Source organism: Lacipirellula sp. (assembly GCF_965279485.1).
GTDB lineage: Bacteria > Planctomycetota > Planctomycetia > Pirellulales > Lacipirellulaceae > Lacipirellula.
The window spans coordinates 880,494-895,983 of record NZ_CBDIIC010000001.1; the positions used below are offsets into that span (position 1 = coordinate 880,494).

General features: G+C 62.4%; 11 protein-coding genes and 1 tRNA gene. 4 read left to right on the top strand and 8 right to left on the bottom strand.

What is annotated here, in order from left to right; all coding sequences use genetic code 11:
• Window positions 1-34: 34 nt before the first annotated feature.
• The 3 genes from ACQY7R_RS03730 to ACQY7R_RS03740 form a co-directional block, all read right to left on the bottom strand.
• A complete protein-coding gene (locus tag ACQY7R_RS03730) occupies window positions 35-2,512 on the bottom strand; it encodes a DUF1549 and DUF1553 domain-containing protein (protein WP_428304257.1) in 2,478 nt (825 codons plus the stop codon).
• On the bottom strand, window positions 2,509-4,851 hold the full coding sequence (locus ACQY7R_RS03735; protein ID WP_428304258.1) for a hypothetical protein: 2,343 nt from the start codon (window positions 4,849-4,851) through the stop codon (window positions 2,509-2,511). Before ACQY7R_RS03735 ends, ACQY7R_RS03730 begins: the two co-directional genes overlap by 4 nt.
• 69 nt (window positions 4,852-4,920) lie before the next feature.
• On the bottom strand, window positions 4,921-6,225 hold the full coding sequence (locus ACQY7R_RS03740) for a DUF1501 domain-containing protein (protein WP_428304259.1): 1,305 nt from the start codon (window positions 6,223-6,225) through the stop codon (window positions 4,921-4,923).
• 743 nt (window positions 6,226-6,968) lie between these two features.
• Between ACQY7R_RS03740 and ACQY7R_RS03745 the strand changes: the two genes are divergently transcribed.
• Together ACQY7R_RS03745 and ACQY7R_RS03750 are read left to right on the top strand one after the other, a co-directional pair.
• Window positions 6,969-8,099, top strand: coding sequence for a cupin domain-containing protein (locus ACQY7R_RS03745; RefSeq protein ID WP_428304260.1), 1,131 nt, complete (start codon window positions 6,969-6,971; stop codon window positions 8,097-8,099).
• An 89-nt stretch (window positions 8,100-8,188) separates the two neighbouring features.
• Window positions 8,189-8,791: a Dps family protein gene (locus ACQY7R_RS03750; protein ID WP_428304261.1), complete on the top strand. Its 603-nt coding sequence runs from the start codon at window positions 8,189-8,191 to the stop codon at window positions 8,789-8,791.
• A gap of 157 nt (window positions 8,792-8,948) precedes the next feature.
• Here ACQY7R_RS03750 and ACQY7R_RS03755 read toward each other — a convergent pair whose 3' ends face one another.
• The 4 genes from ACQY7R_RS03755 to ACQY7R_RS03770 form a co-directional block, all read right to left on the bottom strand.
• Window positions 8,949-9,641 (bottom strand): PEP-CTERM sorting domain-containing protein, encoded by a 693-nt coding sequence (locus ACQY7R_RS03755; protein ID WP_428304262.1) that lies wholly within the window; start codon window positions 9,639-9,641, stop codon window positions 8,949-8,951.
• A gap of 153 nt (window positions 9,642-9,794) precedes the next feature.
• Window positions 9,795-10,529 (bottom strand): GNAT family N-acetyltransferase, encoded by a 735-nt coding sequence (locus tag ACQY7R_RS03760; RefSeq protein ID WP_428304263.1) that lies wholly within the window; start codon window positions 10,527-10,529, stop codon window positions 9,795-9,797.
• A 24-nt stretch (window positions 10,530-10,553) separates the two neighbouring features.
• Window positions 10,554-10,817, bottom strand: a complete 264-nt coding sequence (locus ACQY7R_RS03765; protein WP_428304264.1) for a hypothetical protein — start codon at window positions 10,815-10,817, stop codon at window positions 10,554-10,556.
• Between the two features lie 197 nt (window positions 10,818-11,014).
• A tRNA-Ala gene (locus ACQY7R_RS03770) sits at window positions 11,015-11,087 on the bottom strand.
• A gap of 529 nt (window positions 11,088-11,616) precedes the next feature.
• Here ACQY7R_RS03770 and ACQY7R_RS03775 point away from each other — a divergent pair.
• Window positions 11,617-12,918 (top strand): BBP7 family outer membrane beta-barrel protein, encoded by a 1,302-nt coding sequence (locus ACQY7R_RS03775; RefSeq protein ID WP_428304265.1) that lies wholly within the window; start codon window positions 11,617-11,619, stop codon window positions 12,916-12,918.
• 75 nt (window positions 12,919-12,993) lie between these two features.
• Window positions 12,994-14,355: a pyridoxal phosphate-dependent decarboxylase family protein gene (locus ACQY7R_RS03780; RefSeq protein WP_428304266.1), complete on the top strand. Its 1,362-nt coding sequence runs from the start codon at window positions 12,994-12,996 to the stop codon at window positions 14,353-14,355.
• A 97-nt stretch (window positions 14,356-14,452) separates the two neighbouring features.
• Here the strand turns inward: ACQY7R_RS03780 and ACQY7R_RS03785 are convergent, their stop codons facing one another.
• Complete coding sequence (locus ACQY7R_RS03785; RefSeq protein WP_428304267.1) at window positions 14,453-15,100, bottom strand: SdrD B-like domain-containing protein; 648 nt, start codon at window positions 15,098-15,100, stop codon at window positions 14,453-14,455.
• Window positions 15,101-15,490 lie beyond the last annotated feature (390 nt).

Here is a 15,490-nt window from a genome sequence, read left to right on the forward strand (position 1 = left end):
TGCAACTGGCAGCCCACTTACCGCTACGCTCTGTCTATTTGTTGAACAAAAACTCGCGTGAATTAAGCACCGCCCAAAACACATCCTGCAACTCGCCGACCGGCTTCTCGCCGGCGCCGTAGAGTTCCGCCAGTCGCGTCGCTTCCTCCGCCGTCGGCTTGCGGCCGAGACAGCGGAGGTAAATCTCGTCGACTACTTCGTTTGGCTGCTTACCGCCGTCGAGCAATGTTTCCACCAGCTTGCCTTGCACGATTTTGTCTTGTACGGCCGAGCCGTTCAACAAATGGAGGGCTTGCGAGAGGGTCGGCTCGCTTTTCGCCTCGCAGGCGCAAACCGTCACCCGCGGGGCCCGGCCGAACGTGGTTAGAAAGTAGGTACTGAGACCGCCATCGGCGATTTGCACGGCACGTGCGCCCATCGGCAGGCCGGGATACTTCTCGGGGGCTTCGGTTACCGCACAAAGGCAATCGAGCAGCACCTCCGCTGGGATACGACGGACTTGCGAACGGGCGAAGTTGCGACTGTCGGTTTCGTTCGTCGCGTTCGGTTGCGAAGAACGTTGGTAAGCGTGGCTGTTGCAGATATCGCGAATCAACTGGCGCAGGTCGTACTTGTACTCGACGAGCTTGGCGCCAAGCTTCGCGTGCAGTTCCGGGTTGCTCGCCGGATTGCTGACGCGAACGTCGTCGACAGGTTCCACGATGCCGACGCCCATGAAGTGGGCCCAGACGCGATTCGCGACGTTCACCGCGAAGTAAGGATTCTCGGGCGACGTGATCCACTCGGCGAGCACGACGCGGCGGTCGCGCGTCGAAACGTCTGGCTCGGCCGCGCCGAGGAATTTCGGCTTCATCGGCCGACCGTCGACAAGGTGCGTCGCCTCGCCGCCGCGCTGGTCGAAAATGATCGTCTCGCGATAATCTTCCGCCGTCTTACGGCCGATCTGCGCGAAGAACGCCGTGAACGAATAGTAATCGTCCATCGTCCAACGATCGAACGGATGATTGTGACACTGAGCGCATTGCAACCGTGTGCCGAGGAAAATCTGCGCGACGTTTTCGGCGGTCTTCTGCGTCGTTTCTTCGATCTGGTAGAAATTGACCGCGGGGCTGGAGAACGAGCCGCCGCTGGCGCCGAGCAGGTTGCGCACCATTTCATCGAGCGGCACGCCGTTGGCGATCTGCCGGGTGATCCACTGCGAGTAGAGGAACATCGGCTTGTACTCGATGCGGTTCGGCACTGTTTTGACCATCAGCAGTTCCGACCACTTGAGCGCCCAGATTTCAGCGAACTCTTTGCGTTCGAGTAGTTCGTCGATCTTCGCCGCTCGCTTCTGCGGACTCGAATCGTTCATAAAGTGCTCGTACTCAGCGCGGGTCGGCAGTTGGCCAGCGACGTCAAGCGAGACGCGGCGGAGGAATTCTTCGTCGCTGCAAATATCGCTGGGGTTGATCCGCATCGTGCGGAGCTTGGCGCCGACGAGTTCATCGATGTAGTTGGCCGGCGCCTCCTCCTTCGGGACGAACTCTTCCCCTTGCGGGAGCACCAGCGTTTGACTGCCGACGGTGTGCGTATCGAAGCGGGCCATCACAAAGGCTTCGCCGCGAGCGCCGGCGGTCGCGAGACCGTTGGCGTCGATCGCCGCAGAGGACTCGTTGTTCGACATAAACAACGCGAGGTCGCCGATGTCGCGAGTCTTACCGTCGGAGTAGTGGGCCACGGCAATGTATTGCTGCTTGACGCCCTCCCCTTCCATAACGACGCGCGGCGGGAAAATGTCGACGCGCGTTACTGTCGGCGCGGCCGCGACGTCGCTCACGGCGCCGGCGGCGACCCAATCGCGGAGCGTCTTTGCATAGACGCTGTCGGGCTCAAATAGCTTGCCGCCGGTGTGGGGCACTAGTCCGACGACTTTGGTAATAAGCAGGCTTTCCTCCGGGATGCTCAGGCTAACGCGACGCACGGCCTGTTCGCGCGTGATGCGGAAATGGTCGCCAGCGGGATCGAAGCCAAACAGGCTGAGGCGGAAACCATCTTTGCCGCGGGACGAACCGTGGCAACCGCCGGCGTTGCAGCCGCCACGGAGGAAGATCGGCATCACGTCGTGGCGAAAGCTGACCGCGGGATGCTCGGCTACGCCGGCCACCTTCACCGGCGCCTCGGCCTGATGCGTGCCGTACGCGGCGCGGAGCACAGTCGCTCCATCAGCGACCGGTAGCAACCGCTTGCCATCCAACCGAGCGGCGCCGTCGACGGACCACTCAACCTGATCGCTCACATCGAGGGTCACGCCGTTCGCGCGGGTGGCGACGGCGATCACGCCCTGATAATCGTCGCCATCGTCGAGCACGATCTCGGGAGGGTAGACAGCCAAGCTAACCACATCGGCCACCAGAGCCGGCTTGCCGGCAGACGCCAAATCGCTCGACGGCGACGAGGTCTTCGCGCCGACGGCAAAGCTCGCCATCGCCGCGATGAGCCCACAAATTAAGAACGTCGCAGGAATCTTCATGACGCTTCTCCTGTCGCAGGAGTTCCTTCTTGAGCGGTTTGCGGCGGCGGCAATGGGGCGTCGATCCGCAGTTCGCCAGTGCCGACCGTGTGGACCACTGGTTCGTCGTTCTCGATGATGGTAACGACGCAGTAAAGTTGCTTGTGATGACCGACCCGCGCGTCGGCGGCGACCTGCAGCGGGAACTTCACTTCGGTCGAATCCTTCGTGATTTCCTGCGGCTGCGTCGTCACGCCCGGCGGCAGGCCGACGAGTTCGACCTTCGCGGCGCCATTGAATGGCGTCGTCTGCGTGATGGCAATCGAGTAATCAAGCGACTTGCCCTGTTCCGTCGCTACGGTCGGATAAGCCATCGCGAGATACTGCGGTGCGATTTTGAGCGTGGCGAACTCCGACGCCGTGCGGACGGTGCCGTTCACATCGGCCTCGGCGACGACGATGATCTTCCAGTCGCGCGGCCAAGCTTGCGGGTTGGTGGTGAGCGGAATTACCGCCTCGGTTTGGCCCGGCTCGATGCCGATCCCCTGATGCGAGGACAATCCGGGCGGATCGTAGAGCATGCGAACGGCGATGCGGCCGTCGAAGCCCTCCTTCTTCTCCGCAACAACTTTGAGTTCCTTCGAACCGCTTTGCACGAGCGGCGCCTTCGGCTCGACGATCTTGATCGAGAACGGCAACGGCTGGGCCACGGCAACGGCGCCCTGCGTGGCGTAGTGGCTCCAAACATTCACATTGTTCGAGCCGCGAATGAGCCACGTCTGCTGACGGAAGCGGTTGAGCACCGGCTGCGACTTGTCAGTGAGTTCCGCGGTAACGGTCGTCAGCTGGCCCGCGAGGGGTGCTTCGGGCGTCGCCCGCAGCAACATCGGCACGCGGTTGTAGTCGCCGGTGAGCATTACCGTCTCGTGCGTCACTCCCTCGGGCAGCGCGCCGAACAAGACGTTGAGATCGCCGCCGAACTCCGCGCGATTGGCCGTCACCATCACCGCGGCGCGTCCCCCCTGCGGCACGACGACTTCGGTCGTTTCGAACTGGCTCCGCTCTTCAAGCACGATGTCGACGGCGAGCCGCGGCTTCGCGACTTCCAAACGATAGGCGTACGTCGGGCCACCTTGGTTGAGTTGGTCGACGACGTCGGCGACGTATTCTCCATCTTCGGGGATCGTGAAACGGATATAGCTGTCGGGTCGTCCCGCGTTGTCGTCGGAACCGGCGAGTTCTTCGCCGCTCGCTTTTCGCACGCGGAGAATCGCGTCGAGCGGCGACCGAATCTCGCGGGCGACGATGTTCATGTCCCACACCTCGCCCTTCTTGGCGGCGAAGCGGAACCGATCGAGGTCGCCTGCCTCGCCGATCACGCCGCAGAACGCGGCGGGCAGTTCGCCGCGCGTCGCGTTGTCGAGCTCATGATTTGGCTCGGCTTCGATAACGTTCGGCAGGTCGACGACCCGCAGCGGCAGCCCGGTCGCAGCGGCGCCGTTTTCGTCTTCGGCCGCGAAGCGGAAATCGAGCGGCGGAGCCTCCGGCAGCTTTACCTTGGCAACTTTCTCGCCCAGCGGATCGCCTAGCAGCTTGAGTTCGACCTCTTCGCCCGGCTTGCCGCCGCCGGGGAAGGCGACGGTCGGACGCGGAAACTTGCCGACATGCAATCGGTAGGTCGACGCATCGTCGCCGCGGTAGGAAGTCTCGCGCATCTCGACAATGTACTTGCCAGTCTTCGGCGCGATCACGCTGCAAAAGCCATCTTGCAATAGCAGCGGGGCGTCGTCGCTCGCGGCGACCTCAAAACGTTCTTCATCAAGAATCGCAATCGCTGGGTCGAAGAAGGTTCTGCCGAGTCGCAGACCCTCGACCTCGACCGAAATCCGCTCGCCCTCTTTTGCTTCGACGACAAAGTAGTCGACGTCTTCGTTCGTGATGACGCCGTTCACCACCGTGCCGAGGGTAATCGGCTGCGGTTTTTCGAACTCGGTGTTCGGCTCAGCCTCGTTGATTTCCGGCAGCGTGCCGACGTGGAACGTCCGCAGGTTGGTGAGTCCCGTCGCCGTGCGAACGCGAATGCCGTGGATGCCCGGCTGGCAATCGGCCGCGATGGCGAACGTCGCCTTCGCCTGATTGTCGTCGATCCGCTCGATCGCCTTCAGCTCGATCCCCGGATCGTAGAACAGCACCTGCTGCGGCTCTTGCCCAATGCGGCCGCCGATGAGGGTGACGGCGACTTCCGTGCCGCGCTGCCCGCCTTGCGGTTGCAGGTGGTCGAGCCGCGGCGAGGCCGCACTGGCGACCGTCGCCGCCGCGATGCCGCAAACCGCGACGATCAATCCTACAGACTTGGTCATGCTCGCCCTCAATATGAAAGGACGAACTCGCGCGGCAATGCATCGAACGAGCCGCCGCGCGGTTCGATGCTAAGCCAACAGTTCTTTGCGGATTTTGCCGCCGTCGACGATTTCGATTGGTCGATCGCCTGGCGCCATCAGTTCCTTCGCGGCGGCGATGCCGAGTTGGTTGTAGACGGTCGTCGCCAAATCTTCGGGCGAGATGGGGCAGTCTTCCGACTCCATCGCCGTCGGGCCCGACGAACCGATGACGGCGCCCCGCTTCGTACCACCGCCGGCCAGCACAACGCTAAATACCTTCGACCAGTGATCGCGGCCGGCCGTGCCGTTGATCTTCGGTGTGCGGCCGAATTCAGTGGTCACAAGCACCAGCGTCTTGTCGAGCAGTCCGCGTTCGTCGAGATCGGTAATTAGCGCTGCGTAGCCTTGGTCGAACGCCGGCAACGACCCGCGCACGCCGGCCATGATGTTGACGTGGTGATCCCAACCGCCATAGGTGAGCGAAACGAAGCGTGCGCCAGCTTCAACCAAGCGGCGCGAAATCAGCATCCGCTGTCCTGCTTCGTGGCGGCCGTAGCGATCGCGCATCTCCGGCGTTTCGGCGTCGATATTGAACGCCTCTTGAGCCTTCGGCGAGCCGATGAGATCGAACGCCCGCTCATAGAAGGTGCTCATCGCGGCGACGTTGTCGGCCTGAGTCTTCTTGGCGAAATGTTCGTTGATCGACTCGAGCGCGGAGAGCCGGCGCTGGTAGCGAGCCTGGTCGACGCCTCCCGGCAGATTCAAATCGCGCACTTTGAAACCGGCACGCGCGGGGTCGTCGCCGAGGCTGAACGGCGCGTACGACGAGCTCAAGTAACCAGGCCCCGCGTACGGCGTCGCCGCATTCGGCACGCAGATATACGGCGGCAGATCGTTGCGCGGGCCGAACTCGTGACTCACCACGCTGCCCATGCTCGGGTAGAGTAGCGCGGGGCTCGGACGATAGCCGGTGAACATGTTGTGTTCGCCGCGCTCGTGGGCTGCTTCGCCATGGGTAAGCGAGCGGACGACCGTCAGCCGGTCGGCGATGTTGGCCGTCAGCGGCAGTAGTTCGCTGAAAGATTCGCCGGCGATCTTAGTCGGGATGGCCTTCAACTCGCCGCGGTATTCCAGCGGGGCGAAGGGCTTGGGATCGAACGATTCCTGCGCGGCGATGCCGCCCGGCAGGTTGATGTGGATGATGCTCTCAGCGACGACCGGCGGCGTCTCGAATTGATTCTCAACCGCTTGAGCTTTGCGAATCGCGAAGAAGTCGACGAGATCCAATCCGAATCCTGCAACGCCGACGGCCAAAAAACTGCGGCGGCGAAGCGGAGACCTGAGAAGCGCCATACGAACACCCTCCATTGGGGACGGCTGGGGCAAAAAAGAACTCACGCAGAATCCATCGCTGGTGAGCTGTCGTTTAGACGGTCGTCGCGGGAAGTCGGCAATGACGTTGTCAGTGGAGACTTTGCAGACGACGCGGTAGGTACCTGGAATGGGCGAGATGATGGGGCGGGAGCGACGCTCGCGATTAGTCGCGGGCGTTTCCAATAATACAAATCAGCTGGCAGCTTAATGAATGGGATGGGGGCTGTCAAAGAACCCCGGGCCCTTCAACGCCGCTTAACAAGCCGATTCGCTTCGCGAATAGAGGGTGCAATGTTGCAGCGGCGCAGCGGTACTCCAGCACCGATGACGGGCGTTGCGTGATGGCGTTGCAGGAACGATCGTTAGATTTTAGCGATATCTGTGTAGCACCAGCGAGCCAGTCGGTTTGCCGTCAACCAACTCCGCCGATTTGCGCATGCTCTCAGACGAATTAGGTCTGCCGCGCCGCGCGGAGCGACGGCGAAAGGCGCTCAGGAACGAGTTTGCTGGTAACTCCAGCGAGATGATGCAGCAACTGGCCGTTTGCTCCGTTCGAAGCAGATGTGTCGCCCGCCGCCGCGCGGAAGCGGTAGACTTCACCTAAAACCCCTCCATTCGCACTGCGCCGTGATTCGATATCGACTGCAGGCCGCCTCCGCGAACGGGCGTAGCGCGACCAATCGCGGGCGAACTAGTCTCCCCCTCCGCTCATTTCAATTGCTATGACCGACTTCGGAATCCCGCCGCGAGCCACTGCCGACTTTCTATTTCGCAACAACACGCCCGACCCGCTTCTTTCTGGAAAGACGCTGCCGACGTTCAAGTTTGAACTCGAAGCGACGACGGGCCGTGTCGACAATGGCAGCTTCGGCAAAGAAGCGACCGTCGAACAGCTGCCGATTTCGAAGGGAATCGCCGGCGTCTCGATGCGGCTGGAGCCGGGCGTGACGCGCGAACTGCACTGGCACGCCACCGCAGCAGAGTGGGCGTTCGTGCTAGAAGGCCGCTGCCGCACGACGCTGGTCGATCCGGCTGGCAACTCCGAGACCGACGACTTCGCAGCCGGCGACGTCTGGTACTTCCCGCGCGGGCATGCTCACTCGATCGAATGCCTCGGCGACAAACCGTGCCATTTCATTCTCATTTTCGATAACGGCTACTTCAGCGAGTTCGGCACGTTCAGCATCACCGACTGGCTTGGCCACGCCCCGAAGGAACTTCTGGCTAAGAACTTTGGCCTCGACGCGAAAGACTTCGACGGCATTCCATCCACTGAAGTCTACTTTACCCACGGCAAGCAACCGCCGGCGACTCCCGTTTTGCCGCTGCAAGCCGCGGCGAACGTCAGCAAGTCAACGCACAAGTACGCACTACTCTCTGAACCGCCCCACTCGGTACACGAAGGGGGCCGCGAGTGGCGGCTCGGCGCCGACAAGTTCCCGATCTCGCAAACGATCACCGGCGTCGTGCTCGATCTCGATCCAGGCGCCCTCCGCGAACTTCACTGGCACCCAACCGCCGACGAGTGGCAGTACGTCATTTCGGGCAACGTCAGCGTAACGATGTTCGGCTCGCACGGTCGCTTCCGCACCGAGACGCTCCAAGGGGGCGACGTAGGTTACATCCCGCAAGGGTACGGCCACTCGATCGAGAACACCGGGACGACTCCCGCGCGTATGTTGATCGCGTTCAATACAGGCGTCTACGCGGCGATCAGCATTTCGCAGTGGATGTCGGGCAACCCTGCATACCTGCTTGCCGACCACTTTGGCAAGCCGCCGGAATTCTTCGCCAAGTTCCCTCAAGGCGACGTGTTCATCGCCGGCGGTTCGCCTCGCATTAAGAAGCCGTAACCCGCCAACGTGGCAGGGATGCGATTGGCATCTGATATGCTTAGCAATCACTCAATGTTCTCTATCACTTGTTTCTGGAGTGACCCAATATGACCACGGCCACGAAAAACGCCCCGACCGCCGGGAACCGCGCCACCCCGATCATTAATCAGAAGGCCCACGAAATCCAAGCCTTCGGCCACGTCGTGGCGATGCCTCTGGCACTGAGCGAGAAGGTCCGCAAGCAAAGCGTCGACAACCTCAACCAGTTGCTCGCCGACACGATGACGCTGCGAGACATGTACAAGAAGCACCATTGGCAGGTCTCGGGGCCGACGTTTTACCAGCTTCACTTGCTGTTCGATAAGCACTTCGGCGAGCAGTCGGAAATCGTCGACACGATAGCCGAGCGGATCATGACGCTCGGCGGATTGAGCGTCGCGATGGCTCACGATGTGGCTGAAACGACGACGATTCCGCGTCCGCCGAAAGGTCGCGAAGAGGCGCCGGTACAAATCTCGCGGCTGCTGCAGGCCCATGAGATCGTGCTGCAGCTCAGTCATACGATCGCGAAGGAAGCGGCCGACGCTGGCGATGACGGCACCAACGACATGGTTGTCGGCGGCGTGATTCGCCCGAACGAGTTGCAAGCCTGGTTCTTGGCGGAGCACCTCGTCAACATGCCGCTGGCGGTCGCTGATAGCGGGGGTTGATCATTTGGAAATCTAATGCAACCCGCTGCTTGCACCGATCAAATAACAGAGGCCCGGCGAGTCGAACTCGCCGGGCCTTTTTCGTTTTCAACTCGTGCCAACCGAGACTAAACATTTGCCTTGGCGACTAGAAACGTGCCACCCAGTTCTCCCACTACTAGGCGTTCCGGCGGCGAACGAGGGCGATTCCCATCGCGGCGGGCAGCAATAGCGCCAGCGACGCCGGCTCCGGGACGACGTCGACGAACGTGCGGAACACGCCGCTCACTTGGAATACGCCTCCCTGCCAAGCGGCCTCTGCCGCTTCCTTCTCCCAGAGGTAGCCGCCGAGATACTTGGGAAACGGGGGATCGTTAATGTTGAGCGCCGTAGGAACGATCCATTGATACGCGAACTGGGGATCGCTTGTCTTGAGCTTGAACGCAAGCACGTCGCCGGGCGCAACAGCGACGCCCGGAAACTCGAAGCGAGTCATCGGACCGCCCCACACGTTGTACCCGCCGACTGGGCCAGGTAGCTGACTCGCCGTCGGAACTGCCGACTGCTGGATGGTTGCAGAGGCCAGGACCGAGCCTGTCGGCTGGCCGGCGACGGTCGACAAGAGTTCGACTTGAAGCGGTTGGCTCGCGGTCGATGACGTGAAGATGTAAAACTCGATCGCCTTCAACTCGCCTGCTACGCCAACCGTGAATGTCTGAGCCTGCTGACGGTCGCCGGCGCCGCCAGTCAGAAAAGTCATCGAGCCTACCTGGCCGAGCGATCCCGGATTGTATTCCTGGTCGAGCACGAGCGCTGCGAAGGCGTTCGTAGATGCCAACGAGAGAAGAAGACACAGTGCTGCGGTTCTCATGGAGCGATCCTTCTTGTTCTGTTCCCGAAAAGTGGACTACAAGACAGCCTGGATGATAATGGATCTCGCCGCTGGCTTCAATGTAGGAGAAAAAGCCACCCGCTTCTCACCGGCTCGATATCTGCTGCCGGCGGAGCGAATCGCCATCGAGGCCTACAGATCCCCGGCAAGAAGGTTCGCGTAGGGAGCAAATCCGGCTTTCTGGAGCGTGCGGCGGGAAGCGAGATTCGCTGGATTGCAGCGAGCGGCAGGGACATTGCCCGACTGGTACGCCACTCGCTTGAGCTCTTGCACCAAGTAGCTTCCCAATCCGCGGCGACGGAAGTTCTCGGCGACTTCCATATATATGTCGCCATAGGGGCGGTTGTAGTGAAACAGGACGCCCCCCTTGGCCGCGATCTCGCCGTCAACTTCCGCGATCCATTCGCCAGCCTCAGCGAAGCCCTCCGTATTCTCCAAACGGCGAATGGTCGCGCTGCTGACCGCCAACGAAGTAGTGCGACAGTCGTGAAACAAGATGCTCTGAGTTTTTATCTCACGGGCATACGCGTGTAGCATCACCGTGATCAGCGAATCATTGCTTTGCACTTCAATGCCGACAGGCTGGCTCGCGCTCAGGAGCGTCTCGAACAACGTAAAGGCATGGCAACGGAAATGCGGGAGGACGAACATCTCGTAAACCGTCGGCGCGTTCTGCCAGGGGCCGGCGACGACAAGCGAGCCGTACCCGACGGCGACGCCGTCAACGAAGAACTGCCACGCGCGAACCCAACCTGGCCTAGCGCAAAAGGAATCGTGGACAATCTGGCAGTTCATTTCTTGGCGGTAGAGTTCGCGCCAGTGGCCAATCTCTTCAACCGGGCACGCGATGCATTGAATCGATGCCATAAGCTCTGCTCGTTCGTCCGCAGGTCAATCCGCGGCGTCGCTGGGGCCGAACATCTCCCGCAGCGTCTGGATCTCGCCGCGAACGAAAATGCGAGCCACGTTCACCAATTCGTACTCAACGCCGTTGATAACGATCGGCGCCTCTTCGATCGACGACTCGTCATCGAAGGTTTCGAGCGCAACGGCCAAGGCCGCCTCGAACTCTTCCGTCGAAATACCGAGATCTGCGAGGGCTTGAGGAATCGGCTCGAAGGTGAGCTCGAGTTCGGGAGTAGGTTCTTCAGCCATAACCAGATTCTAACCGCTAGCGAGGCGGGCTCCGACAGGTTGGTCACGAGCCTCGACGCCCCGGCTCGACTGCCATGACAGTGCACTACAAACAAGAAAAGACGGAATCGATTACGGCCGATTAAGCGTAAAGGCCGCGTTGCCCCGTCCGGGCAAGCGGCCTTTGATGCGTTGCAGATTCACGACTTACGTCGAAGTGGAGGATAACGGGTTCGAACCGATGACCTTTTGGCTGCCAGCCAAACGCTCTCCCAACTGAGCTAATCCCCCTTGGGCGGCAACAAGTTGTTGCCAGAAAGCCGAAATTATCAGGCCTTGCGAAGACTGTCAACGCACCCGAGAGTTGCTTGACGCCTCGTTTCGACGGTTGCCGACTCGCCAACCGCCCGAAAACGGGGCTGTCGCGGAGCCAAACTCCGCCGAAATCAGCGGCCTTGCCTCGATTGATCGGCCGGCGATGCGTGCCGGCCGGAGCTTTCTGTCGGCGACTGTCGCAACCGGCGCGACAATTATATCCCGAGCGGCCCCGGAGCAAGAAATCCGCGGGCAGGAGCGATTGGCTGGCAGCTAAACACTCTCCTTCAGTGGGCAGATCACCCCAGCGGGCGGGAGGGCGCCGTCAAACTCTTCCCATTTTAAACCCCGCAAACCGCCGAGCGGCCTTTGGAGCAAGACTCGCGGTCAATCGGGCCTCACAGTTTCGCCGATAGGAAAGGTGAACACGACTGCGGCGACCGGTGCAATCGGCGCGAATTCACAATGGGGCAGCTCGCCGTTCAAATTCCTGGGGGGGAATCTCATGCTTTTCACCGCTTCGGCGGGGCGGCGCGGCGCTGCTCTGCTCTGTCTCTTGCTGGCTTCTAGCCCGCTTTCCGCCAGCGCCCAAGATTGCGGCATCGTCGACTGCGGCGAACCGGTCTGTGGGTTTCCGGACGATTCTTGCACTTCCTGCGATTCATGCGGCTCGAACTGCGGCGGCGCCTGCAAGTCGAACGGCTGTGACCGCTTCTGGGTGCGGGGCGAGTACCTCTACTGGCAAGTTACCGGCGCCGATTCGCCGGCGCTCGTCACCTCAAGCCCCGACGGTACGTCGCTCGCCACGGCAGGCCAGCTCGGTCAGAACACTACGACGACGCTCGTCGGCAACGATGCACTGACCGACAAGTGGCGGTCGGGCTTCGCTGTGAGCACCGGCTACTGGCTCGATCCGTGCAACGGGTTGGCGGTCGTCGGCGACTACTTCCAAGTTGGCAGCAACAACTTCAACTCCAGCCTTGGTCCCGACGACGGCACGATCTACGCCCGCCCGTTCTTCAACAGCGAGACCGGGCTGCAAGACGCCCAGCTGGTGAACGTGCCGGACGAACAGGCGGGCAACGTCCACGTGCAGAGCAGCAGCCAGTTCCAAGGCGCCGGCCTCGGTTTGGAGAAGTGCCTGCTGAGCTGCGGCAACGCAAACTCGTGCGGCCCGAGCGGCTGGGTGACCCTCGTCGGCGGCTACCGCTATTACCAGCACAACTCCGCGCTGCAGGTCAACGAAGATATCTTGGTGCTCGATAACACCACCTCGCCGCTCGTCCCGGGGACGACCATCTATGTTGAAGACAAGTTCGGCGCCCGCAATCAATTCCACGGCGGTGAAATCGGTCTACAAGGTCGCCGGCAAGAGGGTTGGATCTGGATCGACGGCCTCGCGACGATGGCGATCGGCGCCAACAATCGCGCGGTGTCGATCAACGGCGGCACCGACATCACCGTTCCGGCCGGCGGCGGCTCGACCTCGAACCCCGGCGGTCTGCTGACCTCGGGCGAGACGAACATCGGCAACTACACCGATACGAAGGCGGTGGTCATTCCCCGCTTCCGACTCGGCCTCGGCGCCCAGATCACCGAACGGCTCAGCGCTCGCTTCGGCTACAACGTGATCGTCTGGACCAACGTGGTGCAAGCCGCTTCGGAATTGCCGCCGGGCCTGTCGAGCGATCCGCGGAACTTGCCGCCGGTGCAAGGTGGCGGCGGAGCTCAACCCGCGTTCCCGGGGATGTTCGGTTCGACGGTGGTCGCCCATGGCGCCGACTTAGGGCTGGAACTGACGTTCTAACGCAGTCTGCCGCAAGTCCACTTGGCATCACTGCGGCATGTTGACGGCGGGTCCATCGACCGATCGAATTGGTCGATGGACCTCGACGAGACGACCCACCTGATTCGCGCTGCGGCCGAGCGCGCCGCGACCTACCACGCCTCGCTGCCGGAGCGAGGCGTGGCGCCGACGCCCGAGAGTTTGGCCGCGCTCGCAGAGTTCGACGAGCCGTTCCCAGAATGGCCCGCCGCGGCGGACGAGACGCTGGCGATGCTCGATCGGCTCGGCTCGCCGGCGACGATGGCGACGACGGGCGGCCGTTACTTCGGTTTCGTCAACGGCGCTGTCCTGCCAGCGACGATGGCGGCCCACATCCTCGCGACGGCGTGGGATCAGAACGCGGCCCTCTCGGCGATGTCGCCGCTGGCGAGCCGCGTGCGGTCGGTCGTTTCGCGGTGGCTGGTCGATGCGTTGCATTTGCCAACGGGAAGCGAGGCGATGTTCGTCGGCGGCGCGACGGTCGCCAACCTGTGCGGCCTCGCGGCGGGGCGCGACTTTGTGCTCTCGCAAGTCGGCTGGGATGCAGCGGGCGACGGGCTCATCGGCGCGCCGCCGGTAAGCGTGATCGTTGGCGAGCAGGCACACTCGACGATCGCCAAGTCACTGTCGATCATCGGCCTTGGCCGTAAGCGCGTGATCGTCGCGCCCACGGACGATCAAGGGCGGATCATTCCGAGCCGCTTGCCCAACGTCGACGGGCCGGTGATCGTGTCGACGCAAGCGGGCGAGTTGAACACAGGCGCCTTCGATCCGTTCGAAGAAATCATCGATTGGGCCCGCCAGCGGAACAGCTGGGTGCATGTCGACGGCGCCATCGGGCTCTGGGCGGCTGCATCGCGCGCGCGGCGGCATCTCACCGCGGGGATGAACGGCGCCGACTCGTGGGCAACAGACGGGCACAAGTGGCTCAATGTGCCGTACGACTCGGGGATCATCCTCATCCGCGATGCGGCGCTGCTGCGGCCGACGATGTCGGCGCGGGCCGGCTACTTGCCCGAGGGAGATCTTGATCCGATGCACCACACGCCGCAGTCATCGCAGCGAGCGCGAGCGTTCGATGCGTGGGCCGCACTGCGAACGCTGGGGCGGAGCGGACTCGCGGACTTGGTCGATCGCTGCAGCGATCACGCCCAACGATTCGCCGCCGGGCTGCGTGCGGCGGGGATCGAAGTCCTCAACGAGGTGGTGATTAACCAGGTGCTTGTCGGATTTGCCGACGACGCCGCGACCGATCGCGTGATCGATCACATTCAACGCTCCGGCGAGTGCTGGTGCGGCGGGACGATGTGGCGCGGCCGCAAGGCGATGCGGATCAGCGTGTCGAGCTGGGCGACGACCGAGGCTGACGTTGATCGCAGCCTCGCGGCGATCACTGCGGCGCGCGACGCCGGCTTATAGCCCCGGGCTCCGCCCGGGGGTCGCACTGAGCGCGACTAAGTCTAACAGCGTGGTTGCCGACCCCCGGGCGGAGCCCGGGGCTAGGACCAAACAGCGACTAGCGATTGCGGTTCGCGCGGCGCTTCATGGCGAGCAGCCCCATGCCGCCGAGGGCGAATAGCGAGGCGGTCGCCGGTTCCGGGACGCCGTTCGGATCAGGAGCATACTGTGGCGGCGGGGCCGAGCCGAGCAGGTTGCGTTTCGAGGCGTACTGAGCGAGCAGGCCCCGTTCGCCGAAGTTGTACATCTCGCCGCGGGCGTTGTCGGGGAGCACGATGTTGACGAACGCATCGGCGGCCAGCGTGCCGACGTTAGCGCCGGGCGGAACGTTGTTGTTGTTCAAGTTCCGAATCGTGCCGAGCGTGTCGATGCCGTCGAGATACTGAAACGGATGGGTCTGACGGATCGAGTAGGTGCCGGCCGCGAGGTTCGTGAACGAGTAGAGGCCGATGTCGCTCGTGACGACCGTCGAGAGCAACGTCTCGGTCATCCCGGAGACGCTGTAAAGCTTGATCTCGACGTTGGGGATGACGAGATCGGGGTGCGGCGCATCGTTAAACAGGAGTATTCCATCGTTATAACGATCGACGTACGTGTAACCAGAGAGCCGGCTGACGGCCAGAGCGTTGGACGCGAAGAGCGTCGCGGCGAGGCAAGCGCAGGTCGCCGCAAGCGCGCGGCGGCCCCATCGGTGTCGGAAAATCATAAGAAGCGCATCCCAAGGTGGACTGAAGAAACGCGGGCCGCCGGAGCGGTCTGCGGTAGTTGATGAAGGGCTGACGCTCAGCGAGCGTCGAAGTCCGTCATTAGTCCTGCCTCGTCCGGTTAGGGAATGCGGTGAAAGAGAATGGCCTGGGCAAAATGCGTGGGCTCTACATCCACGCTAGTCACCGATTGGCAAACCGGCAATTTTTTGGGGCAGATTGGTCCCCTTTTTTCATCCGCACCAGGTGCGGCGGCGTCTGGTTGGACCGGTCGTACGGGCGGCCGGGACGAAGAGAGGCGGCGGCCCCGTGCGGGGGCGGCCGGGCGTTGCGGGCGATTAGAAAGAGGTTGACGACAAGCGTCGTCGTGTCGTGTCGCATTGCTCACGAGA

Excerpts from the sequence above, each read along its gene's own strand:
- ACQY7R_RS03775 (WP_428304265.1), top strand. The coding sequence starts at position 11,617 with ATGCTTTTCACCGCTTCGGCGGGGCGGCGCGGCGCTGCTCTGCTCTGT.
- ACQY7R_RS03760 (WP_428304263.1), bottom strand. The coding sequence starts at position 10,529 with ATGGCATCGATTCAATGCATCGCGTGCCCGGTTGAAGAGATTGGCCAC.
- ACQY7R_RS03750 (WP_428304261.1), top strand. The coding sequence starts at position 8,189 with ATGACCACGGCCACGAAAAACGCCCCGACCGCCGGGAACCGCGCCACC.
- ACQY7R_RS03780 (WP_428304266.1), top strand. The coding sequence starts at position 12,994 with ATGGACCTCGACGAGACGACCCACCTGATTCGCGCTGCGGCCGAGCGC.
- ACQY7R_RS03765 (WP_428304264.1), bottom strand. The coding sequence starts at position 10,817 with ATGGCTGAAGAACCTACTCCCGAACTCGAGCTCACCTTCGAGCCGATT.
- ACQY7R_RS03785 (WP_428304267.1), bottom strand. The coding sequence starts at position 15,100 with ATGATTTTCCGACACCGATGGGGCCGCCGCGCGCTTGCGGCGACCTGC.
- ACQY7R_RS03735 (WP_428304258.1), bottom strand. The coding sequence starts at position 4,851 with ATGACCAAGTCTGTAGGATTGATCGTCGCGGTTTGCGGCATCGCGGCG.
- ACQY7R_RS03730 (WP_428304257.1), bottom strand. The coding sequence starts at position 2,512 with ATGAAGATTCCTGCGACGTTCTTAATTTGTGGGCTCATCGCGGCGATG.
- ACQY7R_RS03745 (WP_428304260.1), top strand. The coding sequence starts at position 6,969 with ATGACCGACTTCGGAATCCCGCCGCGAGCCACTGCCGACTTTCTATTT.
- ACQY7R_RS03755 (WP_428304262.1), bottom strand. The coding sequence starts at position 9,641 with ATGAGAACCGCAGCACTGTGTCTTCTTCTCTCGTTGGCATCTACGAAC.
- ACQY7R_RS03740 (WP_428304259.1), bottom strand. The coding sequence starts at position 6,225 with ATGGCGCTTCTCAGGTCTCCGCTTCGCCGCCGCAGTTTTTTGGCCGTC.